The following is a 24,423-nucleotide window of genomic DNA, read 5'->3' as shown; positions in this document are numbered from 1 at the left end:
CGTGCCGATCAGTTCGTGAGCAGCACGTAACGTGCGGCTGCGGTGATGGCTACCTTGTTGCGCTGAGATTCGCTGAGCGCCTGTAGGAAGAATGTGTCGGCAGCGATCGGCTTCGGTTGACGCAGGGAATCCAGGACCTGCGGGGTCGCGACCACCAACAGCAGCTGCGGCCCGCTCCCGCGTGCCGGCGGGAGCGCAAACGAAAGCGAGTCGATGCCCGGTTTCAAAAGATAGCTCAGGCTCTGGACCTCGCCGCGATCTGACACCATCAGCAGTTCCACGACGCGGTTGGCGAAGTTCTCGATGGTACCGTTGAGGGTTTCCCCGGCCTTCAGCTCTGTCGCCGACAGGTTGATCCGCGGCGCTCGCGCCTGATCGCTCCCGACCTCGCTCAAGAACTTGACGGCGGGGCATTGCGCAGGGGTCACCTGCCTGACGCCGACCGAAGGTTCAAAGCCTTGTTCACGCCGGAACGCCTTGTCGAAAGTGTCGAACGGGGCGGTGGAGGCCCCGAAGCCTTCGATGACGGCAGCATTCTGGCTTACGGCGACCGGCAGGATGAAGAAGCAGTCGCCGCCGGAATATTGCGCCACATATTTGCGGATGCGATCGGTTCGCCCGGCCCTATCGGGTGTTGGAGACGGCGTTGCCGTCGGCGACACCGGCAGCGTGACCGACTCCTGGCGTCCCGCCTGCGAGGCAGCCGGCTCGGCCTTCGGCGGCCCCATTCCTGCAGCAAGCTTCGGAGGTGGCGGCAACACGGTTGCGCCCGGCCCCGACCAGATCAGCTTGTAGAAGGCCCATCCTCCTCCCCAAAGCAGGAGCAAGACCGCCGCCACGCCAGCCCCGCGCCAGAGACCTCGTTTCCACGCCGATGGCGGCGTCCCGTCCTGCCGCGCCGGCGCCCTGCCTTCCGGGCGCGACAGGGGATCAAATCCGTACAATGGCGCGGGTGATGGCTCAGCCGAACCAGCCAGCGCCCAATTCGCGACCTCCGCCATGCTCGGACGCAATGCCGGATCAGGCTGCAGCATTCGTTCCAGCAAGGGCCGGATGCGCATGTCCACCGCTCCCAGATCGGGTACGCGCCGGCGCTTCTCCACCAGTTGAAATTGGCTGCCGCCCATGTCGAGCTTCTGCCCGGTCAGCGCGTGGAACAGGACGAGCCCGAGGCTGTAGACATCGGATTTGGCAGTGACCTCGTTGCCGTAGAGTCCGACCTGTTCCGGCGATGCGTAATTGTCCTTTCCGGCAAAGCCGGAGCCGATAATGGTCTTGTCCCCCATCTGGGTCGATCGGGCGATGCCGAAATCGATGAGCTTGGCCCGCCTGACGTCGTCGAGCGGCACAATGATATTGTCCGGCGAAACGTCGCGATGGATGATGCCGTGCTCATGGGCAGCATGCAGGCCCGATGCGACGCGCTGCATCAGCTTGATCAGCGCCTCGAGGGTCAACGGTCCGTCCTCGAGCATGCTCGAGAGGGAGCGGCCGTTCACGAACTCCATCGCGAGATACGGTCGCTGCAACACCGGTTCCACCGTGAACAGGAAATAGCGAACGATGGCGTCGTGCGGCAGATTGTGGAGCGCGGCAGCCTCCCGACGGAACAGCGCGAGAGCGGCTTCATTCTCGACCATATCGGGCAGCAGCATTTTAACCGCAACAGGCGATCCGGTCTGGATCTCGCGGCATTTATAGACTTCACCCATGCCGCCGGCGCCGATCACCGCTTCGATCTCGTAGATGCCGTTGAGGCGGGTGCCGGTCGGCACGCCTCTGTAGGACGATCGGAACGGATCGTTCGGGGGCATGATTGTGGCTTCCAATCGAGCGGCGTTCTTGTTGGCTCACGTGATTGTGGCGCGAGCAGCCGCACAATTACGATCGTCACGTTGTCAAGGCCGCCGCGGTCGAGAGCCAGCGCGAGCATGTCATCGCACGCCGCCTGTGCGCGCCGTGTCGCCGCATGCTGCAGGATCTCCTCGTCCTGCACGTGCTTCGTCAAGCCATCGCTGCAGATCACGAAGATGTCTTCCGGCGCGGCCGGGCCGGTCACCACCTCAAACTCCGGATCGTCGGCGACGCCGACAGCGCGCGTAATGGCGTTGTTCGGCCAATCCTTCACGTCTTCACGCGACAGCGCGCCTTCGGCGATGAGTTCCTCCAGTTCGCTATGATCGTGCGACACCTGGTTGATGATCCCGCGGCTGATCAGATAGACCCGGCTGTCGCCTGCCCATACACAGGCATAGTAACCGTCGCGAACGAGCAGAACCGCCGCCGTGGTCCCGACCGTGGCCCCCTGTCGCTCTTGGCTGAGCGCCAGGATCTGCTGGTTTGCGCTGAACAGCCGCACCTCGCATTCCGCCAGCAGATCGGCGGCGGACTCGAGCGTTCCGATCGCGTCAAGCGACTGCACCACAATGCGGCTGGCGAGATCACCGGCCTCGTGACCGCCCATCCCGTCGGCCACAGCCCAGAGGCCGACGTCTGTACGTACCAGGAATGAATCTTCGTTACGCTCTCGCACGCGTCCGGCGTGAGTGACGCTACCGACATCGAATAAGGTTGGGACGTGTGTCATCGCGCGTCATCCCGTCCCCGGGCCAGCCGAGGCAAGATCGCCGGTCAACAGCATCGCGTAGTGAAATGGATCCGGCAATCCGCGGTAGCTCAGCGCCATTGACGGAAATCCCTCGCCTCCGGCCGTCCACCAGAAGCTGGCCGCGGCGTAGACTTCCGGCGCGGCGGTGCAAAGTGCAGCAAACGTTCCCGCGAATGCATCGGCCGCCGCACCACTTGCCACTGCGCCGGTACCAAGCGACGTGATCGATGGGTCGCAGGCCGCCGCCTCTCGCAATCGCGGCGCCTCAAGACGATCCAGTGCATCGGATATCTGCTCAAAGGTTGCGGCCTGATCCAGAGTCGAAAGCAGAAACGCCTCCGCTTGCCCGAACCATTCATCCTGCGGATCGATGTTCGGTGGGGGCAACATCTCTCCTTCGCGCGCGACTGCATGCAGCGTCAATGGATAGTACCGCCCGACCCCGTCGAGCGATGGCATGATCGCCCCTGTGACCGAGCTACCGCAGATCGTTGCGCCGAGCCAAAACCGCCAAACCGGTGCGGTAACGAAGGCCTGCCGCCAATCCGAGCCCAGTCGGTGGCGACTTGCGGACAGCGCAGCCTGCAGCCAGGGCTCCCATGCTTCAAGGAAGCTGCGCGGGGTCGCGATTGCGATAAAGTCGCGTTTTGCTCCGATCTTGCCGAATAAACCGCAACGCATCGTCATATTCCCGTCGGGCAACGAAACTCGCGGAGCACTGACATGTTCAGCGGATTGCGCAATGATCCGGTCGAGATCTGATAGTTCAGCTCGCGCCCGGCGACGATGAACGTCGCGCTGGCCGTCTCCGCCTTCGCCACCAGTGAACCTGCTTCCAGCATCCGGAACAACGACCAGGGACCGGTTCGCTCGAGCACGGAAGGCGGACCCGTGTCGTTGCTCACGGAAATCGCCGTTCGCGGCGACGGACCGGGCCACAAAACCGTCGTCGGCGCGTTGCTCTGCGGCTGCGGCGCAGGCGCAGGTTGCGGGCCGCCAAACAAGGATGACGTGGCCGGTCCGGGACTGGTCGGTCCCGCGATCGTGGTACCGCCGATCTCGGTCTTGACGGTCACGCCCGGTCCGGCTGAACCGGGCGGCCGGATTGCGAACGATACCGCCGGCACGGCGCCGCCTGTCTGAAAGAAGGCATCACGGATATAGGCGGCATTCTGAAATTGCTTGAGCGTATCCGGAGAAAATGACCGTCCGACGGGACTTTCCTTCCGCCAGACCCACTCCGACCGAGACGTGTCGGCGTAGGGGGCGAGATACTGCGCAAAGAATTTATCCATGATCCCGTTCGGGCTGAATACTTTGGCGAAGTCGGCGAGCGGAACCTCCTGGTTGCTGCTCCGGACGAACGGATAGCGGTTGGTGACCGTCTGTTGGCAGGCGGGCGTCACCTGATCCCGTAGCGTCTGCAGGATCTGCCCCGCGGTCGAGGCCGCGATGCTCCCCTCGAATTCGGCAGCCGCCGCTCGCAACATGTCGGAGAACGGCGGAGGCATGCGCGAGGCATTGTTGCGAAGGGCCGCGACCTGGGACTGAAGCGCGGCGGTCGCCTGCGCCGTCAGTTGCGGATTTTCGACCATCAGCGTCAGGTTCTGTGCGATGTCGTTCAGGTTGGCGATGGTCGAGTCGATCGGCCGGCGAGTGCTCTCGCCTTCGAGCACGGCGTGGTAGGGTTTGAACTGAGCCTCAATCGTCGCGCCCATGGGACCATCCTGGGCATTGGTGAAGAGTGCCGGGGCCGGTGGAACGGCAGCGGCCGCAGGTGCCGCGGAATTCGCCACCGTCTTCGGGCGTTCCTTTGTCAGCGTCGTTTCGTCGCGAACCGATTCCAATATCTGCCGCATCGGTGAGGTCGGCGCGGAAAGCGCGCGCAGCACCTCGTATTTGGGCTTGTCGGCGAGCAACTTCTTCAGACGCAGGCTCCCAAGTGCTGTTCGCCAGGTCGTCACGAACTCGTTGGAATAGATGCTGAGCAGATCGCCCGTCAGGTTGTCATATTGCTGGTCCACGGCCGACTGCTGACCGGCATCACCCAAAACCCAGCGCTCCCGCTTCATTCGCTCCGACAATCCGGGCAACCGTGCCACGAACTTCTGATGGAAGCCGTAATAGGTGAAGAACTCGGGCACACGCAGGGCATCGAGCGGTTGTCCGGTCGTGGATTCGAACACGACAGCCATGTCCGGACCACCGCGCCGGCTGGCGATCCAGTCGCCAGCCGAGGACGCACGCGCCTCCGACTTCAAGAATTCGTAGGCACGTTGCGAGACGCTGAGGCGCGCCAGCGAGCTCTGGGCCTGCTTGATCAATCGGCCATCGAGCTCAACCAGCGGCGGCTGCTCGGTCTCGAGGTCGAACATCGCAACGAGGTTCTCGTCGAGCAGACGTCGCCCTTCCGCGTTCGTCGCACCGGGATAGAGGTTGTCAGCCCAGTCACGCTGCATCCATGAGCGGATCAGCTCGCGATCCGGCGCCTGCAGGCCACCAAGCATCAGGTAGACCTTCAGCGCCTCGTAAACGAAGGCCGGCTCGTTGATCCGCGCGTTGAGCTGCTCCTCCAGGCGATAGAGAAGGCGCGGCCGGAACATGCGCTCGAGCGCCGTATGGTAGGCTGCCTTCGCAGGGGAGAGCAGCCGGGCGTGCTGACTGAGTCCATAGCGTGCCGACAGAGGCACCGACTCGTTGCGCGATGCATAGCCTGCCGGTGCATTGCGCAACCGGTAGAGCAGAGGCAGCACCTTGTCGAGATCGCGATCGGCGATCAGCGTCTCTTTGATAACGGGCGCTCCGGCGGCCGCATACTCACTGTCCGCCTGCAGGCTCTGCTCGATCAAATCAGAATTGCGCTTGTAGCTCGTCAGCCACGCGGCGATCAGCCCGATCGAGATCAGTCCGATCAAGGACAGCGCCGCGGTCTTCATGATCAGCGCACGGCGTACCGCGGCACGGTCGGTCGAGACCCAATCGGCCTCGCCGATGATCACCTTGGAAATCAGATCTGCCAGGAAGTAGCTCTTGCCCGTGCCGGAATAGGATCCGGAGCCAACCTCCTCCGCGCCGAACGTACGCGCCAACGACCCGATCAATTGGTCGATCGGCGTGCCTTGCTGTGTGCCCGACGTGAAGTAGAACCCGCGCAGATTCGCATTGACGTGATAGCGCGTCGGCTCGAAGATCTGGTTGAGGAAGTCGTGGATCTGGGGCTTGAGCCGCGCCATCTGCGCTGGGAAACCGAACAATTGGACACGATGCTGCGGCGTCGGCTCGTCCTGCAGACGATCGAGCGTTTCCTCGCTCAGCCGCTCCAGCAGATGGTCGAACTCGACGGGGATCTGTCCCACCAGATTTTGGGTCTTGTCGGCGGTCTGGAACGTGGCACCCCAGACCTGACGGCGGCCGGCCTCGCCGAGGTAGGCGAAATATTCGGTGAATCCGGCGACGAGATCGGCCTTGGTAAAGAGCGCATAGACCGGGAAGCTGACCTTGAGCCTCTGGTGCAATTCGAGCAGACGCATCCTGATGGCATCGGCGTGAAGTGCGAGCTCCTGCTTCGGCAGTGTCAGTATGTCTTCGATACTGATGGCGACGAGGACGCCATTGATCGGCTGGCGAGACCGGCTCTTCTTCAGGATGTCCAGGAAGGCCAGCCAGCTATCCTTGTCGGCCTTGCTGTTGGAATCCTGAGTGGTGTAGCGGCCGGCAGTATCGATCAGCACGGCTTCCTCGGTAAACCACCAATCGCAATAGCGGGTACCGCCGACCCCGGCGATGGCCGCAGGCGTCGCTCCACGCGCGAGCGGAAATTTCAGGCCGGAATTGACCAGCGCCGTGGTCTTGCCGGCGCCGGGTGGACCGATGATGACGTACCAGGGGATATCGTAGAGATAGCCCGACTTGTTGCCACTGGCGGTCTTCAGCGTCGCGAGCGCATCCCTCATGCGCTCCTTGAGCACCGGCTCGTCGCTGACTGGCTGATCCGCACCGGCGATACCGTCGGCGATCTCTTTGGCATTCTTGCGCCGCTTGAAGAGATTGAGGCCGACGACAGCTGCCACGGCCGCGGTCAGCAGCAGAATAGCGATCTGGCGGACGATATGGTTCTCCAGTGGCCGCCAATCGCCGAACGCGATGAAAGGGCCGGCGAAATAGATCACCGCTCCGAGAGAGCTGAGCCCGACCCCATAGAGAATGATGCGGATAATGTCCTTGGCAAGCATCTAACCGTACCTGTCGCAAACCGCGAGAGCTCGCGGTGTCGGCCTATTCACTGCGTTCGATAAAGATCTCGACGCGCCGGTTCTTGGCGCGCCCCTCCGGTGTCGTGTTGCTGGCGATCGGCGCATCGGCTCCCTTGCCCTCGATGTCGACGCGCGAACCGTCGGTCAGGCCAGGCTTGAGCGCGGCGGCCACCGCCTTGGCGCGCTCGACCGACAACTCGAAATTCGACGGGAAGCGGACCGTGCGGATCGGCGAACTGTCGGTGTGGCCTACGACCCGGAGGCGCCCCGGCTCCTTGTCGAGCGTTGCCGCGACGCGGAGCGCGACCGGCTTGAAGCCGTCGAGGATGGTGGCTTGACCCGAGGCAAACAACGCCAGGTCGCAGACCCTGATGACGATGAAGCTCGCGGTCTGGTCGGCCGTCATGGCGCAGGCGGTGTTCTCCTTCGCCAGGGCGTTTCGGATGCGCTGCAACTGGGTGATGCGATCGGGTGGCGGCGGAGGTGGCGGCGGTGGCGGAGGGGCGACGCCCCGCCGCTTGAGCTCGATCGGACCGTCCGGATGGAGTGCGTGCGCGACCTCGGCAGCATTCTCCGCCCGGCCGGCCAAGAGCGTCCGCAGGACGAAATAGGACCCGGTCAGCAGCGCTGCAGCCACGGCCGCGACCAGCCAGACGGGAACACGCAAACGCTGCCGGCGCCCCGCCAGCGCCTGCCCGCGCCAGTTGGGCGACAGGTCGCTCATCGTTTTCGGACGGACCCGGCGCAGCAATTCGTAGAGGTTCCGCTGGATCAGCTGCAGGTTGGCGAGTCCGCCTGCCGACGTTCGGTGAATGCCCTGGAAGCCGAGCGCCAGGCAGGCGTGCTGAAGTTCGAGCACCGGATAGTTGACCAAGGGATCAACTTTCAAATGATCGAGGATCTCGAAGAAGCGCACCCCACCGACCCGTTCGCCGAAGAACCGGCTCAACATCGAATACTGCGTCCAGACGTGGCGTTCCTCGGTCGGGATGTGCTGCACGATATCGTCGGCGGTGGCGCACAGAATATATTTCGCGGTGTTGGCCTGATACTCGGATATGCCCGCTGAACGGATATCCTTTTCGAAGAACTTGATAGCGTCGGCGACCTGCTCCATCAGGCTCGCGAACGACGCACGCATGAGCGCCACCCGCAAGCGGCCGAGCAATTGGAGCAATGGGCCCGCCGCGCGCATCACCGGATTGGCATTTGGCGCGACCAGATCGTCGACGCGCAGCGGCGGTCCGGGCGGCAATATGGGCTGCGGCGCCTGGTTTTGCGCAGGCGTCGAGATCCATTCCTCGGTCGGATGGCTGACAGGCGGGGCGGCGTAACTTGCGCCCTGCGGGACGGGAGAAAAGGATGATGGCGGTGCCGGCGTGTCGCGAGACGGTACGGGCGATGGCGAATAAGCCGGACGTGCCGCAGGTAACTCGCCCGCCGGAGGTTGAGGGGTCGGCGCCGGCGGCAACTTTCCGCCAGGGTTGGGACGAATGATCGTCCGTTCGCCCCGACCGAAAGGATTGACCGGCTTGTCCCTGTCGCTCATGGCCTGTCTTCCAGGATGGCCCAAAGGTACAGCTCGAGCTCCGGCCAGTCGCCGGAAAAGTGCATTCCGATCGATGCCGCGGTGCTGAACTCAGGCCACAGCGGAGACTTGCGATCGAGATAGAAATAGACGTGATCGGTGATGGCGCGGATATGCGGCGGCGGCGTCGGCAGATGCACCAACGTCAGACCCGGCAGGTTTGCGTGCACGATCTCGTTCATCTTCGTGTTCGGCCCGACCTTGAACAGGTGCGGGAAGTCGTTCTGGATCTCCACCAGCGGCCGCCGTGCGGCAACCTCCAGCACCAGGGTCGCGGTTCGGAATAGCGCCCGATCGCGGATCGGCGATACGAAGGCGTTCTGAGCGCGTTCGATGATCTCCAGACGGATCGCCCGCCGGCCGAGCCGCGCGCTCAAGAAGTCCTGGATGTCGCTCACCAAGGGCGTGAACACGTTCTCCAGATCGTCGTGATCGTACGCCGGGTAATTGCGCGCGCGGCGCTCGGCCGTCGCGAATGTGGCAAGTTCACCCGCGAATCTCAGCAACTCCTCGTATAGCCGCTCGGGGTGCACGCTGCCGGACCGCTGGAAATGGGTCAGCACGGGAATGGTGCGGTTGAGCACTTGCAGCACCAGATAGTCGACGCTCTGCAGGCCGCCTCCAGACGACGGATCGACTGCGTAACGTGCGAGCTCGTCGAGCTTGGTCTCGACCCAGCCGATGATGCGGTTGAGCCAACCGTCGATGACCGGATGCGCGGCGCAGACGAGCATCGGCGGCACGAACTTGTCGTCAAACAAGATGTTCTTGTCGCGCACTTCCAGAATGCGCGCGATGCCGAGACCCATGTATCCGGGCTTGCTGGTCTTACGCAGTTCGAACGACAACCGCGGATAGGCGATGTCGATCTCCTCCTCTATGCGTAACGCCGAGGTCGAGTCGATGAAGGTCTCCGACGTCCGAACATAACGACTGGCGCTGTCGGTGCGGTCCTCATCGACCTCGCGGGTATTTGGCGCTGCCACCGGCATCATCAGCCAGACGATCTGGCCTGCGGCCGTTTCCGGCACTTCGATCGCTTCCGGGATGGGGCTATCGGCGGGAATGTCGAACGGCGTTCCGTCGGGCATGACGCCGGAGGCGTTGCGCACCGCGAACTTGCTCTGTTCGGTAAGATCCCTGTCGATCTCGAGCTGGGCGAAACCCCAAGGGTACGGCGTCGTGTAGCGAACGCGCTTTTCCAGCAAATGTTCGATGTAGCGGTCGTTCTGCTGCAAATGATGCGGTCGCAGAAACAGACCTTCTGACCAGAAAACTTTGCTGTACCAAGACATTCCGCATCCACTCAGTAATTTGTCGGCGACCGCGTGCCGCCGTCATTCACTTTGAATCAGCCTTGTCGGCGCGATCGTAATAGTCGGCGAAATACAACATAAAGGTCTCGATCGGCGCGCTGTTGTCGCGGCCGAGATGCGCCTTCCAGCGCGTCAGGAATTCGTCCCAGAGCTTGCTCTTGTTCGATCCGAACCAGGCGTTTGCGCCGCGCTGAAGCTCGAGTTCGCGCGCCATCAGCGTCGGGTCGATTCTGGCGATCAGCTCATGGACAGCGTGCTGCATCGCCATATACGTCCTCAATTGATGTGATTTGAGGTCGCCGAAGGCCTGTGCCAAGGCGCGTTGCGCGTCGAGATAACTGCGCGTCCGCGGTCCGAACATAATGCGCATCGCTTCTTCCGATGTCGGCGAGAACTTCAGCGGATTGTTCTCGATGGCCTGGACGGTGGTCTGGCTGGTGCTGCGTGTCAGCTGCTTGGCCTGGGTTCGCGCCTGCAGCAGCGCCATCAGGTTATCGACGGTCATGCGCAAGATGATGCCAAGCTGTTCGGCGAGTTCAGCATCGCTCTGGTGAGCAAAGAAATTGTCGGGCAATCCGGCAGCGCGTGCCACCATCCGCGTGAACTCGACACCGCCGGTTGCCATGGCCCTGACGGGTTCCTCCTCCGCCGCCTGCGGCGGGTGGGACGCCTCGGCATGCCGCGATTGCGCCGGCTGGGCAGCCGCTGGCTCGTCATCGGTCCACACGGATGGCCGGCGCGGGGTTGGCACCGCGGGCGGGCGCTCGACCTGGGGGCTCGGAGCGGCAATCGGACCGGCCGCCCAACTCATGTCGTCCTGCGCGGAGGACTGGTAGGAAGGCATAGGTGACGAACGCCGGACAGGATCCACAGCCGGCGCCGGGACGCTCGCCGCCCAATCCAGAAACTCCGGATTGACGGGCCGCGCAGCCTCACGCGGCTTCTTCAACTGCTGCGGGTCGATCGGCGGCGGCACGTCCCGATCGGCGGTCCAGAGCTCTCCGTAGTCGGCGTGTTGCTGGGCGAGAGATCCTTGGTGTTGCGTCTCATGGTTTGGCGCGCGCCCGCCGGGCTCATCCTCGAGCGAAACGGCGATGATGTAATGGCCGATCGTGAGCCGGTCACCGTCGCGCAGGCGGTGCGGCCCTCGCATGCGCTGGTCGGCGCCGTTGAGAAAAGTGCCGTTCGTGGAAACGTCGTGCAGCCAATAGCCGCCGTCGCGAAAGTGTACCTCGCAATGCTTTCCGGAAATCATCCGCGCCGGATCCGGCAGCGTCCAGTCGAGGTGACGGTCCCGGCCAATATCGACTGAACGCCTGCCGGTGACGGTAAATGACACAGGTCCGCCATCCGGAAGATTCGGTTCGTTCTCGATATTGAAGCGAAGCACCATCACATCGTCTCGTTAGCGTGGAGGGCGCGGTTCGCCGCGTGCTAATTGAATACCATCCTTCAGGCATGCCGTCATTATCCGGTCCCGCGAGTCACGGTTCAGCCGGCAAAGGCCGATGAGCAGGGAGGTGCGTACCGCCCGCGCTGCCTGATCGGGCTTGGCTTCAACCGGCGCAAATTCCGCGGGAACCACGCTTCCTCCGGACCAGCCGGCCGCCAGCGCGATCCACGTCGCCGGCTGCTCGGGGTCGTTGGCGTTGCCGACGGCCAGCGCCTTGTTCCGTGATGGCTCATCCGATTGGTGGACCCAGGTCTCGGCAAAATCCAGCGACCTGCTGTCGTTGGCGTCGAAATGGTCGAACATCCGTCGCAGCGAGCGGCACCCCCAGGCAACGGCCACGCGCCTGGGAAGCAGGTAGGCGCAGAAGGATACGGCCTGGTGCCAGTTGCGCGCGTCGGCAGCCTCCTGAAGGAAATCCAGCGATGGCTTGTCGGCGTCGGCCTTGCCAATATCGTAGCGCGCCATGGGATAGGCTTGAAGCAGATCCTGAACCGTACCAAACCGAACCTGACCCATAGCCATCAGCCGACAAGGGTTGGAGTGCCATGGGCGGCCAGCGGACCGCCGGCTGACAGCGCCATGGCGGCCTGCGCCGTCATGGCGATCGTCGGTGCGTTGATGACGATGCCTCCCGGGGTCAGAATAATCTGGCTGGGCCCCACTTGCAGAGTTATGGTCGCATTGGCCGTCAGCGTGATGCTGAGGCCTGCATTGACGGACTGATCCATGGCCAGCGTGATGTGCTGACCGCCCAATTCGATGTCCAGCTTGTCATTGCCGTTCTTGAGCGTTGTCTTGCGGGTGTCACCGCCAAATGCGGCTTCGCCGATAGTCCTTGTCTCGGTGTCGCGGACCGTCACGTCATGGTCTTTTTCCGCATGCACCGTGATCTTCTCGGAGCCCTTCTTGTCCTCGAAGCTCCACTCGTTGAAGCCGCCGCCACCTTTGGTCGAATCTGACTTCAGGCCGCCAATCGTCTTCTTCGACGGCAGGTCGTAAGGCAGCTTGTATTCGTCATTGTACACGGTGCCGATCACCAGGGGCCGGTCCGGATCCCCTTCCAGGAATTCGACGACGACTTCCTGTCCGACGCGCGGAATGATCTGACCGCCCCAGCGTTTGCCGGACCAGACCTGGGCCACGCGCAACCGGCACGACCGCTTCTTTTTGCGATCCCAGAAAAAGCGGACATAGATTTCGCCGAGCGACTCGACGTCGATTTCCTCGCTCGAATTGTCGTCCTTGGTCACCACTTTGGCGGTCTGGATGCCGTTGATCCTCGGCTTCGGCGTCAGCATCAACGCTCGAAACGGCCGATCGCTCGGCAGAAACTCGTAGCTGCCGAAATAGACGTGTTGCCCGGCGTCGCTGGGGCCGCCGGTGCGATAGGATTCGATCGAGAAAGAATGCGTGGACCGCACGACGAGATATTCGATGTTTTGCGAATCCTTGGAGTGCTTTTCGAGCTTCGTCAGTCCGCCGGGGAACAGGTTAACGGCATCGCCGTTGCCCCGCCGCCGGCGGTCCATCGCCTGCTCTGCCTCGAGCTGGATCTTCGCGTAGCGCTCGCCGTCCGATTTCTCCTTGAACTTGCCGGGATAGTCGTAAAATTCCATCTCCGACCTGGTGTAATGCTCGGTGCCCTTGGCGTCGCTGATCATCTTTGCGTTGGGCTTCTGATAATTGTAGTCGTTGAGCTCGATCTTGCCGGTGCGAAACCGGCGCTCCGAAACCCACTCATAGATATGCTGCTCGCCGCGACGATCGGCTCCCGCCAGCGGGATGTAGGGGATCGTGGCAAGACCGCTGACCGGGCTGTGCGACGATTTGGAGTCCGCCAGCACGAGCGTGTGCTTGCCGCCCTCATGCTTGAAGAAATAGTAGATGCCGTGCTGCTCCATCAGCCGGGACACGAAGTTCAGGTCAGTTTCGCGATATTGAACGCAATATTCGAGCTTCGGACAGGAGCCCTCCTCGGTCAGCTTGGATTCATAATCGGTGAAGCCGCGTTCGTTGAAGACCTCCTTGATGATGTCGGGTGCCTTCTTGTCCTGAAAGATCCGGCAATCGGTGGTGCGCGACAACAGCCACAACCAGGGTCTCAGCACGATCCGATAGCTGAAATAATCGTTCTTCCCCCCGAGCCACTGGGCCTCGGTCAGAATGCCGCTGAACTCGCGCTCCTTTTCATGCAGCTTTATCGTCAACGTGCACTGCTGGCCGATCGCGCGGTCGAAGTCGAGGTCGGCGTCTTCGCTAAGACATTCGATACGATATTCGAACAATTCGCTGAGACCTTCCGAGCCCTCGAATCCGGCAAAAACCAGAACGTCCTTGCCGAGAGGTGTCTTGAGTTCGCAGAGACGGGTATCCTGACTAAGCTGGCCCATGTGGCGCCTAAACTCCCTCCTCCGATCGAATGACCCGCTGCGCAGAGCTGATCAAACGCCATACAACAACCACGGGAATCCGGGGCGCGCCACCTGCTGCGCTGACAAGTCCGCCGCGGCGCAGGTCCTCTCACGCGTCCACCCGAATGGCCCAAAGAGCCACCCCCGCTATCAAGTAGTCGACTACAAGAGCTTGCCGGTTCACGCAAAAATGGCATGATCTTAGGAATGAACCAGGATCAGAGGATGTCTCACTTACAAGAGATGATCGGATCATGATCCGCTGCGTGCTCCGCAGGTCATCATTGGCGGGCAGCGGGACGTGACCGAGCGGTTGGATGGGCCTCGTATGCTTGATGTCCCTTTACTGACGCAGCCCATTTCCGCTGACGATCCCTGCGGCCCGGATCTCGACGCCATAGGAGACGTCGAATATCTCAACTTCTTCGCAGGTGCGGAATCTCTACTCCCGATGTCGTTCTTCGACGTCGTCAACGCCAATGGCGAGCGTGGGCGCTTCGATCCAAAGGCGGTTGATTTTGCCGGGCAGTTTGCCGCCGCGGAGCCCCTCCTTGCGCGCACCCGCGATCTGCGTCTGAACATGCTGCTGGCTAAATTTTCCATCCTCAATCGCGATCTCGACGGCTTCCTCTGCTGCCTGAAGGCAACTAATTTGCTGCTTAACGAGCAGTGGGAAGCAGTGCATCCAAGAGACGAGGACGGCGACTACGCGCTTCGCGCCGTCACGGTCGAATCGCTCGACGTCTTCCCGACGGTCATTAACCCGCTGCAGTTCCTTCCCCTGATCGAGAACCGCAGACACGGCGCCCTCAACTATCGTGCCTATCAAGTTGCAATGGGCGAAATTCCCGCGGGCGCCGGCGACGCCGATGGGCCCGATGCTGCAACCATCGAGCGCATCGTCAGTGAGACCGATCTCGATACTCTCAAGGCAACCAGCGCCCGATGCTCCGCAATCGCTGCTGAAATCTCGGGCATCAAGCAGGCCTGGCACGAAAAGCTGAACGGGGGCCCTTCCATCAGCCTGGACAGGGTTTCCGGCTTGGCGAATGGCATGGCGGCTTGGCTTGCAGGTCTGGTCGCGTTGCGAGATCCGGCCGCGGTGGTCGCGGCAAGGGGCGAGAGCGTCGAAGCTATGGAGACTGAGGCGCCGCTCGCCACCCCCGGGGAGCTCGCTTCTTCCGCCCAAGCCTCCGCGGCGCTTGCGGCCGTGACCGACTATTTTGCCCGAATGGAACCGTCCAACCCGGCGCTGCTGCTCGTGCGCCAGGCGCAGGAGATGATCGGCAAATCGTTCATCGAAGTGATGCGGATGCTCGTGCCTTCGCACGTCGAGAGCGCCGCGATCAACATCGGGCGCAATAAGGTCTTCGACTTGCCGATCGAACGGATGGCGGAACTTGCCGCCCCGCTCTCCGCGAGCGCCGACGGCAACGATCAAGACGTTGTATTTTCAGTGGAAAACCGGGCGCAGGCCTTGGGCCTGCTGGCCAAGGTCGCGTCGTTTTTCCGAAGCGCCGAGCCCTCCAGCCCCGTCCCATTTTTGCTCGATCGCGCGCGAGAGCTCGCACAACGCGACTTCCTCAGTCTTTTGGATGATGTTTTGCCCGAGGGAACGCTTAAAACAATCGACAGGTCGCATTGAACCGAGCTTTCGCTCGAGGGCACTAACTGGACACGAGGCTGTTTGCCGACCGCAACTCAAAGCGCCCTAGTCGATTCCGCGTCGGCGTCAAAAGCGATTTCGTAGTGAGGACATCATGGCTACAGACAGCGGTCAAAAGTTCATTCGCCGGAACCGCGCTCCGCGCGTGCACATCACATACGAAGATCCGTACGACGCGGAGCGGCTGATAGAATTGCCGTTCGTCATGGGCGTCCTCTCCGACCTCTCCGGCAACAATCCGGGCGTCGAAAAGGCCAAGGTCGAGGAGCGTAAATTCCTCGAGTTCGACATGGACAATTTCGACAACCGCATGGCCGCTATCCAGCCTGGTGTGACGGCGCGCGTCGCCAATCGTCTCACCGAGGGGACGGACGAAAAGCTCACGGTCAACCTGCGCTTCAACAAGATGTCGGATTTCACGCCGGTGGCAGTCGCACGCCAGGTGCCGGCTACGGCCAAGCTGCTCGAGGCGCGCGAACAGCTCGCCAATCTGCTGCGCTACATGGATGGCAAGGTGGCAGCCGAGGACCAGCTGAAGAAACTTCTCGCCGATCCTCAACTGATGGCCGCGCTGCGGGAGCGCGCCAGCGCGCCTAGCGAACCTGGCACCGAGAGCTAAGGGAAGGAATGGGGACCATGGCAAAAGAAGCTGCTCATAAAGAAGCTACTACCCGGGTTGGCACCGTCGAGGCAGACGAATTTTCCGCTCTGCTGAAGCAAAGCTTCAAGCCGCGCACCGAACGCGCAGCGATCGAAGTCGAAAACGCGGTGTCCACGCTCGTACAAGAAGCGCTCAAGGACACGAGTGTCATCAAATCGGACGTGCTCGACACCATCGAGGAGATGATCGCGCGGATTGACCAGAAGCTGACCGCGCAGATGAACGAGATCATTCACGCGCCCGAGTTTCAGGCGATCGAAAGTGCCTGGCGCGGCCTCCACTACCTCGTCTTCAATTCCGAGACCGACGCCAACCTCAAGATCCGGGTGATGAATGTCTCGAAGAACGAGCTGTATCGGAATCTGCGGCTCTATCCCGATGCGCGCTGGGACCAAAGTCCGCTGTTCAAGCAGGTCTATGAGTACGAATTCGGCCAGTTGGGCGGCGAGCCGTTCGGCTGCCTGATCGGCGACTACTATTTCAGTCACCTGCCCACCGACGTGCAGTTGCTGCGCGATCTCAGCAAGATCGCAGGCGCCGCTCACGCCCCGTTCTTCAGCGGCGCCGAGCCGACGCTGATGGGAATGGATTCATGGACCGAGCTGTCCAACCCGCGCGACATCGGCAAGGTGTTCGACACGCCGGAATATGCCGCATGGAAGGGGCTGCGCGATCAGGACGATTCGCGTTATCTCGGCCTGTGCATGCCGCGCGCGCTGGGTCGCCTCCCCTACGGCGCGAAGTCGGAGCCCGTGGAAGAGTTCGCCTTCGAGGAGGAGACCGACGGGCACACTGGCGACAAATACGGCTGGATCAACGCCGCCTATGCGATGGCCGTCAACATCAACCGCGCCTTCAAGGAGTTCGGCTGGTGCACGCGAATCCGCGGCGTTCAGTCCGGCGGCGAAGTCATCAATCTGCCGACGCACACGTTCCCGACCGACGACGGTGGCGTCGACCTGAAATGCCCGACCGAGATCGCCATCAGCGACCGCCGAGAGCACGAACTTGCAAAGGCGGGCCTCATCCCGCTGATCCATCGCAAGAACACCGACAAGGCCGCCTTCATCGGTGCCCAGTCGCTCTATAAGCCGAAGAAATATTTCGGCGAGAAGGGCGTGGATGCAACTGCGTCCGACAACCTGTCGTCACGACTGCCCTATATGTTCGCTGTGTCTCGCTTTGCGCACTATCTGAAGTGCATGGTTCGCGACAAGATCGGATCCATGAAGGAGAAGGATGAGCTGACGGTCTGGCTGCAGACCTGGATCAACGAGTACGTTGATGCCAACCCAGCCCTGTCGTCAGAAGCTCAGAAGGCGCGCAAGCCGCTGGCCGCTGCGAAGGTAGAGGTCATAGCAAACGAGGAGAACCCGGGATACTACAACGCGCGCTTCTTTCTTCGTCCACACTTTCAGTTGGAGGCGATGGACGTCGGCCTCAGTCTGGTTTCGCGCCTGCCAGGCCCGAGCTCCTGACGCCGCAGCATCGCAACCGTAAACATGCAGAATTTTGAAAGGACTATGCTATGGCTGTCGACATCTTCCTGAAACTCGATCCGATCAAGGGCGAGTCGCTCGACGACAAGCACAAGGACGAAATCGAGATTTTGAGCTGGTCATTCGGTGAGAGTCAGACCGGCACTTTCCACAGCGGCTCGGGCGGCGGCGCCGGCAAGGTCAGCGTCCAGGATCTTCACTTCACGCATTTTGTCGACAAGGCGACGCCGGAACTGTTCAAAGTCTGCGCCAATGGCAAGCACATCGACACCGCGATCCTCACCGTCCGCAAGGCCGGAGAAAATCCGCTGGAATATCTCAAGATCGAGATGAAACACGTCATGGTCAGCAGCGTATCGACGGGCGGCTCGCATGGTGAAGACCGCCTGACCGAAAACGTCAGCCTGAACTTCGCGAAGGTCAAGATGACCTACAAGACCCAGACGGAAAAAGGCGCCGCCGGAGCTTCACCGACGTTCGGCTGGGATGTTCCTGCCAATAAGGAATGGGCCTGATCGGCCCCTGCTTGGCGCCGGTTGCCAATAGCGCGAACCGGCGCCAAGCCCTGCAATCTTGATTGTACCTTTCCGTCGCCCGTCGTGAACCCGAGCGCCTGCTGGCGGTCTCGGAGACCGGCTGGCGCCTACCGAATTGCGTGCGAGCCGGCGTCATGGGGACCGCAAATGACGATTGCACCGAAGAGGGATCGACTCTCTCCTCCATTGATGCTGGCCTTCCGCGCGGCCCATGAAGCGCGCGATGCGCGCAAGAAGCTCAATCTGCGCGATGAGTTCGGCGAGCGAGTCATTGCCGGGCGGCGCAGCGCGGGCCGCTTTCCCATCTCGGAAACGCTACTTCGACGCGAGGTCTCCCATGACCTCGAAACGCTCCTCAATACGATTGCTCTGGAATCGACCCTGGACCTGACTGGCCGGGATTGCGTGCGGACGTCGGTCCTGAATTACGGCTTCCCAGATATCGCTCATCGATCGATCGACGAGATCACCGACGACGAACTCACCGACGCGCTGCGCGAAACGCTGACGACTTATGAACCGAGGCTCGATCGCAAGACGATCCGGGTCCGCCGTGACGGTTCGGTCGTCCCTGAACAGCTCAAGCTGCGCTTCATCGTTCACGCAGACCTCAAGGCCGAGCCGCTCAACGTCCCCGTGGAATTCGTCGCCGACGTCGAGCTCGATAGCGGCGACATCCAGATCAACCGACTTTAACATGAATCGCGAATTCCTGGATTTCTACAACCGTGAACTGTCACTGCTCTACGAGCATGCCGGCGATTTCGCCGAAGAATATCCTGGCATCGCAGAGCGCCTCGGCGGCCTGATTCGCGACCGCTCGGATCCGATGATCACGGGGCTGCTCGAAGGTGCCGCATTTCTCGCCGCCCGTGTTCAACTCAAACTCAAACACGAATTTCCGGAATTCACCGCCAATCTGCTTGAGCAGCTGGTCCCAAACTACCTTGCCCCCACCCCGTCGGCCATGCTGGTCGCAGCACGACCGCCTTATGCCGATCCGGCGCTGCGCGACGGCAAAAAGATCGCACGCGGCGCCTATTTCGACGCCACCTACCGCGAAAGGGAGCGAAGCCTTGCCTGCCGATTCCGACTTTGCCGAGATGTCGTGCTCTGGCCGTTTGACGTCACGGGCGCAGAGTATTTCTCAACGGCAGGCGCGCTGCAGGCGCTTGGGATTTCCGTCGGCAGCGACGTCGTCGCCGGATTGAGGCTGTCGCTGACGCATCGGACTGCGGCCCGGCTCGATGAGGAACCGCCTGACGCGGAAGCGCGGACCAAGCCAGAGACCTGGTTTGCCGGTTGCCGCGTGAGCGAACTCCCGATCTATCTGACCGGCGCGGAATCCGACGCCATCGCGCTCTATGAGCAGTTGATCTCGAATTGCAGGGGTGTCTACTTCCGCCATCTCGACGACTTCGGCGATCCGGTGGTGACCCCTGCACCTCATGACTGCGTGCAGCAGATTGGCTTCGACGAGAACGAGCCGCTCTTTCCCAACGACAATCGGGTTTTTCGCGGCTCGGAACTGTTGCGGGAATATTTCATGTTCCCCCGCAAGTTCCTCGGCATCAATCTGACCGGACTTCGCAGCGTGATGCCACGGCTGCGCAGCAAATCGATCGACATCGTCTTCGCCTTCGATGAAAACAATTCAAGGCTCCCGGCCGCGGTGCGTCCAGATGTCTTCAAGCTCTATACGGCGCCGGCGATAAACCTGTTCGAGAAGACCAGCGATCGCATTCCGGTCAAGTCGAATACGCACGAGTACCACGTCGTGCCCGATCGCAGCCGCTATCTCGAATACGAGCCGCACCAGGTGCTCGACGTCTACGCTCACTTTCCGGCAGAAAAGGACAAGCGGCCGGTGCGTCCGCTGTATTCGGCCGCCGTCGACCGGACCAGCGGATCTGTCGAAGGACTCTATTTCACCGTCCGCCGGCTGCCTCGGCGTCGCACCGTGGAAGAAAAAACGTACGGCGCATCCTCCGACTACACGGGCACGGACATGTTCCTGTCGCTGCTCGAGCCCGGCGAACTGAGCGGCGAAGGCTCCGTCGCCGAGCTCAGCGTTCGGGCATTGTGTTCCAATCGCCATTTGACCGAGCATTTGCCGGTCGGCCAGGGCGGCGCCGATTTCCGCCTGCTGGACGATACCTCCCTTGATCTGATCTGCGTCGCGGGCCCCACCCGGCCGCGCGAGCCCGTGGTCGCGCAGTTGCGAAGCCGCAGCGAGATCGCCAACAGCGGGATTGTCAGCTGGCGGCTGATCAACATGATGAGCCTGAACTATCTCGGCCTCGTCGAGCGCGGTGGCGGCAAGAACGCCGGAGCGTTGCGCGAAATGCTGTCTCTGTTTGCCGACCAGTTCGACGACGCGACAGAACGCAAGATCCGCGGCGTGCGCAGCATCGAAAGCCGGCCGGTGGTGCGGCGGGTGCGCGAACGAACGGGCAGCGGCGCGGCGCGGGGTCTGGAGATCACCGTCACGCTCGACGAGAAAGCGTTCGAAGGCAGCGGCGTGTTCCTGCTCGGCGCCGTGCTGGAGCGCTTCTTCGCAGATTATTCGGGCTTCAACACCTTCACGCAGACGGTCATCTCGACGCCGGAACGCGGCGAGATCATGCGGTGGCCGCCGCGCATGGGCACGCGGAGACCGCTGTGACGCTGATCGAAGAGATGAAGGCGGAGCCCTGGAGGTTCGATTTCTTCAATACGTTGCGCCAGCTCGAGCGGGCCAGTCCGGATCGGCCGCGGATCGGCGACAGTGCCACGCGCCGCGATGAGTATGTCGATCTCGGCCAGGTGCCCTATCTGGAGTTCCCCGCCTCCAATCTCGCGGCAGTCGACGACCAATCCGGCCGGCTCAGGATACTCGTCAAATTTCTCGGTCTCCTGGGGCCACAGGGCGCCCTGCCGCTCGCCACCACGGATGAAAGCCTCGGCTGGTGGCTGATGCGGGACGACGCTTTCCCGCGTTTCCTCGACCTGCTCAACGGACGCTTCCTGCAACTGTTCTTCCGCGCCTGGGCCGACGCACGACCGATCGCGCAGCATGATCGGCCAGCCGATGATCGCTTCATCGCCTATGTCGGCTCCTTCGCCGGCCTCGGCTCCGACGTTTTCGCCGATCGAGACACCATACCGGACATGGCGAAGCTCAGCTTCGCCGGACTGGTCGCCCCTAGGGTCAAGTGTGCCTCACGGCTGACGCGGTTCCTGCAGGGGTTGTTCGACGTGAGGGTCGAGATCGATGAATTTGTCGGCACTTGGCTCTCGTTCGAACCGAGTCACTGCAGCCGGCTTGGCGGGACCCATGCCAGGATCGGCCGGGACGCTCTTCTGGGCTCACGCGTCTTCAGCGTCGAGGATAAGATCAGGGTTCGAATCTTCGTCAAGAATTTCAGGCAGTACGAGCAGTTCCTGCCGACCGAAACACCCAATTTGTCGGAGCCCTTGGCAGATGCCGTGTTCTTCTACATCGGCGACGAATTCGAATGGGAGGTGGAGCTCGCCATTCCCGCGGGAGAGGTCGTCCCGGTCAGGCTCGGACAGAGTGGACGGCTTGGTTGGACCACCTGGGTCTCGCCGAACTGGGCCTCGACGGAAGAATTTCGCCGCGATGCCCGCTTTCAGCTCGGCGAGCGCCTGAGGGCCCGTCGGGGCGCCGCGGTCGATGCAGCTGCGATTTGAACCAATTCATCGCGCCGATCGCCATAACGTTATGGGGTTTGAAGCATTTTCCGCTTGGTACCAGGCACCGCGGAGGAATTAGGCAGGAGGAGCAGCCGTGACAGACATCAGCCTTGAAGCTGTAACAGGCAAGCTGAATCGCGCCGGCTATGATGCCTTCATACAAGCGCTGCGCCATGCCAAGAGCGCCGGTAACCGCAATGTCGAGCTTGCGCACTGGCTCTTTCATATTCTGCAGCAGGAGCGCACCGACCTCAGCCTGTCCGTGGATCACTACAAGCTCGACCGGGGTCGCTTGTTGTCGGACCTTGCCGGAGCCATCAATGGATTTCGCAAGAACGAAACCGACATGCCGGGTGTCGCCAATTCGGTCATCGATCTGCTCGACCGGGGCTGGCACTATGCGACGCTGTTCTTCGGCGAAACTCAGATCCGCACCGGCCATCTGTTGGTGGCGGGCCTGAAGTCGAACGATGTCCGCCGTGCCCTGAACAACCTCTCGCCGGAATTCGCAAAGATCAACGTCGATGCATTGGCCGCGGAGCACCGTGCCATCTGGGCCGGCTCCGACGAGGAAACCATGCGGCCGATGGACGGCTCCGGCCTGGTCGGCGCCGATACCGCGGGCGGGGACCAAGCAGGTCCCAAGGGAACGACACCGCTCGCCCGGTTCGCCCAGGATCTCACCGCCAAGGCCAGATCGGGCCAGATGGATCCGATCCTCGGCCGGGACGACGAAATCCGCCAACTGATCGACGTGCTCATGCGCCGGCGGCAGAACAACCCAATCCTCACCGGCGAGGCCGGCGTCGGCAAGACCGCCGTTGTCGAGGGCTTCGCGCAACGCATCGCCGCCGGCGATGTACCGCCACCGCTGCGTGATGTAAGGCTCTGCTCGCTCGACATCGGCTTGATGCAGGCTGGCGCCTCAATGAAGGGCGAGGTCGAACAGCGGTTACGCTCGGTGATCGATGAGGTCCAGAGCTCACCCACTCCCACCATCCTCTTTATCGACGAAGCCCATACGCTTATCGGGGCCGGAGGCGCGGCGGGCACGGGTGACGCGGCCAATCTCCTGAAACCTCCCCTCGCCCGTGGCACGCTGCGTACGATCGCCGCCACCACATGGGCGGAATATCGCCAGTACATCGAGAAGGACCCCGCTCTCACGCGACGCTTCCAGCCGATCCAGATCGATGAACCCGACGTCGAGACCTGTTGCATCATGCTGCGCGGACTTCTTGGTCCGATGGAAAAGCACCACAATGTCCGCATCTCCGATGCAGCGATCGTTGCAGCCGTCAACCTTTCGCACCGCTACATTCCTTCAAGACAGCTCCCGGACAAGGCAGTCAGCCTGCTCGACACCGCATCGGCACGCGTCGCCATCAGCCAGAGCGCGACGCCGGGTCTGATCGAGGACACGCGCGTTTCGATCACCGCTCGCGAGGCTGAGCGGTCTGCGCTCGTCAGCGATGCCGACCTGGGAATCACGGAAAGCGAGCGCATTGCCGCCATCGACAACGACATCGCAGCTCTGAAGGACAAGCTGGCGCACCTCGAGGCCGATTGGGCCGCCGAGCAGGCCCTGGTCAAGGACATCCGCAGCATTCGCGAGATCCTGTCGGAGGCCAAGGAAGGCGAGGACCCGGCTTCCAGACGCGCGGAACTGCGCGGCAAGTTCGAGACGCTGGAGGGCATCAATCCGGAAAAGCGGATGGTCTATGCCCATGTGGATCAGCAATCGGTCGCGTCCGTCGTATCCGACTGGACCGGCATCCCGGTCGGCCGGATGATGCGGGACGAGATCGAAACCGTCCTGAAGCTGCCGGAGATTCTCAACCGCCGTGTCGTCGGCCAGTCCCATGGGCTGACGATGATCGCCAAGCGAATCGAACCCAGCCGAGCCAAACTGGACAACCCGTCGAAGCCAATCGGAGTGTTCATGCTGGCCGGACCGTCCGGGGTGGGCAAGACGGAAACCGCCTTGGCGCTTGCCGAGACCCTCTACGGCGGCGAGCAAAACATGATCACGATTAACATGTCGGAGTTTCAGGAAGCGCACACCGTTTCGACCTTGAAGGGCGCACCTCCCGGCTATGTCGGTTATGGCGAGGGCGGTCGCCTGACCGAAGCCGTGCGGCGCAAGCCCTACAGTGTCATCCTGCTCGACGAGGTGGAGAAGGCCCATCCCGACGTTCATGAGATCTTCTTCCAGGTATTCGACAAGGGGACCATGGAGGACGGCAACGGTCGGCGGATTGACTTCAAGAACACCTTGATCATTTTGACCACCAACGTCGGCACTGATCTGATCATGGGCCTCGCGCGTGATCCCAAGTATCGCAACGAGCCGGAAGAGCTCGCAAAGATGCTGAGACCGGAATTGCTGAAGGTGTTTCCCGCAGCACTTCTTGGACGCATCGTCTCGATCCCATACTTTCCGCTGTCAGACGAGATGCTCGCCGGCATCACTCGACTGCAGCTCGACCGGATCGGACGGCGGCTCCGCGACAATCATAACGCGGCCTTCAGCTACGACGATGCAGTCGTTGAGCACATTGTGTCGCGCTGCAACGATCCGGATTCCGGTGGGCGCATGATCGACAATATCATTACCAATACCCTGCTCCCGGAGCTGTCGCGCGAATTCCTCGGCAGATCGCTTGCAAAGGAGGAAGTGAAGCAAGCCCGGGTCTCGATCGAGAACGACAGATTCGCCTATACGTGGAACTGAGC

Annotated in this window: 17 protein-coding genes; 8 read left to right on the top strand and 9 right to left on the bottom strand. The window is 62.1% G+C overall.

The genetic code is table 11. The annotated features are described in order from the left end of the window. Positions 1–8 precede the first annotated feature (8 nt). From X268_RS12325 to X268_RS12285, 9 genes are read right to left on the bottom strand one after another with little or no spacing between them, the layout of a single operon-like run. Positions 9–1,814 carry a serine/threonine-protein kinase gene (locus X268_RS12325; RefSeq protein ID WP_128925209.1) on the bottom strand — a complete coding sequence of 602 codons (1,806 nt, stop codon included), beginning with the start codon at positions 1,812–1,814 and terminating at the stop codon, positions 9–11. Further along, a complete protein-coding gene (locus tag X268_RS12320; RefSeq protein WP_128925208.1) occupies positions 1,727–2,587 on the bottom strand; it encodes a PP2C family protein-serine/threonine phosphatase in 861 nt (286 codons plus the stop codon). The genes X268_RS12325 and X268_RS12320 overlap by 88 nt, the downstream gene beginning before the upstream one ends. Positions 2,588–2,593: 6 nt before the next feature. Further along, positions 2,594–3,295 carry a type VI secretion system-associated protein TagF gene (gene tagF / locus X268_RS12315; protein ID WP_128925207.1) on the bottom strand — a complete coding sequence of 234 codons (702 nt, stop codon included), beginning with the start codon at positions 3,293–3,295 and terminating at the stop codon, positions 2,594–2,596. After that, entirely contained in the window at positions 3,292–6,840 is a 3,549-nt protein-coding gene (tssM, locus tag X268_RS12310; RefSeq protein WP_128925206.1) for a type VI secretion system membrane subunit TssM, read from the bottom strand. Before tssM ends, tagF begins: the two co-directional genes overlap by 4 nt. 43 nt (positions 6,841–6,883) lie before the next feature. After that, the gene (tssL, locus tag X268_RS12305) at positions 6,884–8,410 is read right to left on the bottom strand and encodes a type VI secretion system protein TssL, long form (RefSeq protein WP_128925205.1); all 1,527 of its coding nucleotides are present in this window, start codon (positions 8,408–8,410) and stop codon (positions 6,884–6,886) included. Further along, entirely contained in the window at positions 8,407–9,744 is a 1,338-nt protein-coding gene (tssK, locus tag X268_RS12300) for a type VI secretion system baseplate subunit TssK (RefSeq protein ID WP_128925204.1), read from the bottom strand. The genes tssL and tssK overlap by 4 nt, the downstream gene beginning before the upstream one ends. 46 nt (positions 9,745–9,790) lie before the next feature. Next, positions 9,791–11,158 carry a type VI secretion system-associated FHA domain protein TagH gene (tagH, locus tag X268_RS12295; RefSeq protein WP_164937683.1) on the bottom strand — a complete coding sequence of 456 codons (1,368 nt, stop codon included), beginning with the start codon at positions 11,156–11,158 and terminating at the stop codon, positions 9,791–9,793. Between the two features lie 12 nt (positions 11,159–11,170). Further along, complete coding sequence (locus X268_RS12290) at positions 11,171–11,734, bottom strand: DUF6931 family protein (protein ID WP_128925202.1); 564 nt, start codon at positions 11,732–11,734, stop codon at positions 11,171–11,173. 5 nt (positions 11,735–11,739) lie between these two features. Next, positions 11,740–13,608: a type VI secretion system Vgr family protein gene (locus X268_RS12285; protein ID WP_128925201.1), complete on the bottom strand. Its 1,869-nt coding sequence runs from the start codon at positions 13,606–13,608 to the stop codon at positions 11,740–11,742. A gap of 349 nt (positions 13,609–13,957) precedes the next feature. Here X268_RS12285 and X268_RS12280 point away from each other — a divergent pair, with 349 nt between their 5' ends. The 8 genes from X268_RS12280 (at position 13,958) to tssH (ending at position 24,421) form a co-directional block, all read left to right on the top strand. Beyond that, positions 13,958–15,274, top strand: coding sequence for a type VI secretion system protein TssA (locus X268_RS12280; protein WP_164937682.1), 1,317 nt, complete (start codon positions 13,958–13,960; stop codon positions 15,272–15,274). Between the two features lie 115 nt (positions 15,275–15,389). Further along, positions 15,390–15,914, top strand: a complete 525-nt coding sequence (tssB, locus tag X268_RS12275) for a type VI secretion system contractile sheath small subunit (protein WP_128925199.1) — start codon at positions 15,390–15,392, stop codon at positions 15,912–15,914. Between the two features lie 17 nt (positions 15,915–15,931). Next, positions 15,932–17,434 (top strand): type VI secretion system contractile sheath large subunit, encoded by a 1,503-nt coding sequence (gene tssC / locus X268_RS12270; protein WP_164937681.1) that lies wholly within the window; start codon positions 15,932–15,934, stop codon positions 17,432–17,434. 50 nt (positions 17,435–17,484) lie between these two features. Continuing rightward, positions 17,485–17,970, top strand: a complete 486-nt coding sequence (locus tag X268_RS12265; protein WP_128925197.1) for an Hcp family type VI secretion system effector — start codon at positions 17,485–17,487, stop codon at positions 17,968–17,970. A 168-nt stretch (positions 17,971–18,138) separates the two neighbouring features. Next, positions 18,139–18,687 carry a type VI secretion system baseplate subunit TssE gene (tssE, locus tag X268_RS12260; protein WP_128925196.1) on the top strand — a complete coding sequence of 183 codons (549 nt, stop codon included), beginning with the start codon at positions 18,139–18,141 and terminating at the stop codon, positions 18,685–18,687. Position 18,688: 1 nt separating this feature from the next. Continuing rightward, a complete protein-coding gene (gene tssF, locus X268_RS12255) occupies positions 18,689–20,656 on the top strand; it encodes a type VI secretion system baseplate subunit TssF (RefSeq protein WP_128929231.1) in 1,968 nt (655 codons plus the stop codon). Next, complete coding sequence (tssG, locus tag X268_RS12250) at positions 20,620–21,684, top strand: type VI secretion system baseplate subunit TssG (protein ID WP_128925195.1); 1,065 nt, start codon at positions 20,620–20,622, stop codon at positions 21,682–21,684. The genes tssF and tssG overlap by 37 nt, the downstream gene beginning before the upstream one ends. A gap of 97 nt (positions 21,685–21,781) precedes the next feature. Then, positions 21,782–24,421 carry a type VI secretion system ATPase TssH gene (gene tssH, locus X268_RS12245; protein WP_128925194.1) on the top strand — a complete coding sequence of 880 codons (2,640 nt, stop codon included), beginning with the start codon at positions 21,782–21,784 and terminating at the stop codon, positions 24,419–24,421. Positions 24,422–24,423: the final 2 nt, after the last annotated feature.

It is taken from the genome of Bradyrhizobium guangxiense (genome assembly GCF_004114915.1).
Lineage (GTDB): Bacteria > Pseudomonadota > Alphaproteobacteria > Rhizobiales > Xanthobacteraceae > Bradyrhizobium > Bradyrhizobium guangxiense.
Note: the sequence above shows the minus strand (reverse complement) of the source record. Positions and strands in the feature narration are given on the sequence as shown.

Coding starts and splice junctions, on each gene's coding strand:
- X268_RS12325 (WP_128925209.1), bottom strand. CDS start 1,814: ATGCCCCCGAACGATCCGTTCCGATCGTCCTACAGAGGCGTGCCGACC.
- tssC (WP_164937681.1), top strand. CDS start 15,932: ATGGCAAAAGAAGCTGCTCATAAAGAAGCTACTACCCGGGTTGGCACC.
- X268_RS12285 (WP_128925201.1), bottom strand. CDS start 13,608: ATGGGCCAGCTTAGTCAGGATACCCGTCTCTGCGAACTCAAGACACCT.
- X268_RS12280 (WP_164937682.1), top strand. CDS start 13,958: ATGCTTGATGTCCCTTTACTGACGCAGCCCATTTCCGCTGACGATCCC.
- tagF (WP_128925207.1), bottom strand. CDS start 3,295: ATGACGATGCGTTGCGGTTTATTCGGCAAGATCGGAGCAAAACGCGAC.
- X268_RS12265 (WP_128925197.1), top strand. CDS start 17,485: ATGGCTGTCGACATCTTCCTGAAACTCGATCCGATCAAGGGCGAGTCG.
- X268_RS12320 (WP_128925208.1), bottom strand. CDS start 2,587: ATGACACACGTCCCAACCTTATTCGATGTCGGTAGCGTCACTCACGCC.
- tagH (WP_164937683.1), bottom strand. CDS start 11,158: ATGGTGCTTCGCTTCAATATCGAGAACGAACCGAATCTTCCGGATGGC.
- tssK (WP_128925204.1), bottom strand. CDS start 9,744: ATGTCTTGGTACAGCAAAGTTTTCTGGTCAGAAGGTCTGTTTCTGCGA.
- tssB (WP_128925199.1), top strand. CDS start 15,390: ATGGCTACAGACAGCGGTCAAAAGTTCATTCGCCGGAACCGCGCTCCG.
- X268_RS12290 (WP_128925202.1), bottom strand. CDS start 11,734: ATGGGTCAGGTTCGGTTTGGTACGGTTCAGGATCTGCTTCAAGCCTAT.
- tssE (WP_128925196.1), top strand. CDS start 18,139: ATGACGATTGCACCGAAGAGGGATCGACTCTCTCCTCCATTGATGCTG.
- tssF (WP_128929231.1), top strand. CDS start 18,689: ATGAATCGCGAATTCCTGGATTTCTACAACCGTGAACTGTCACTGCTC.
- tssM (WP_128925206.1), bottom strand. CDS start 6,840: ATGCTTGCCAAGGACATTATCCGCATCATTCTCTATGGGGTCGGGCTC.
- tssL (WP_128925205.1), bottom strand. CDS start 8,410: ATGAGCGACAGGGACAAGCCGGTCAATCCTTTCGGTCGGGGCGAACGG.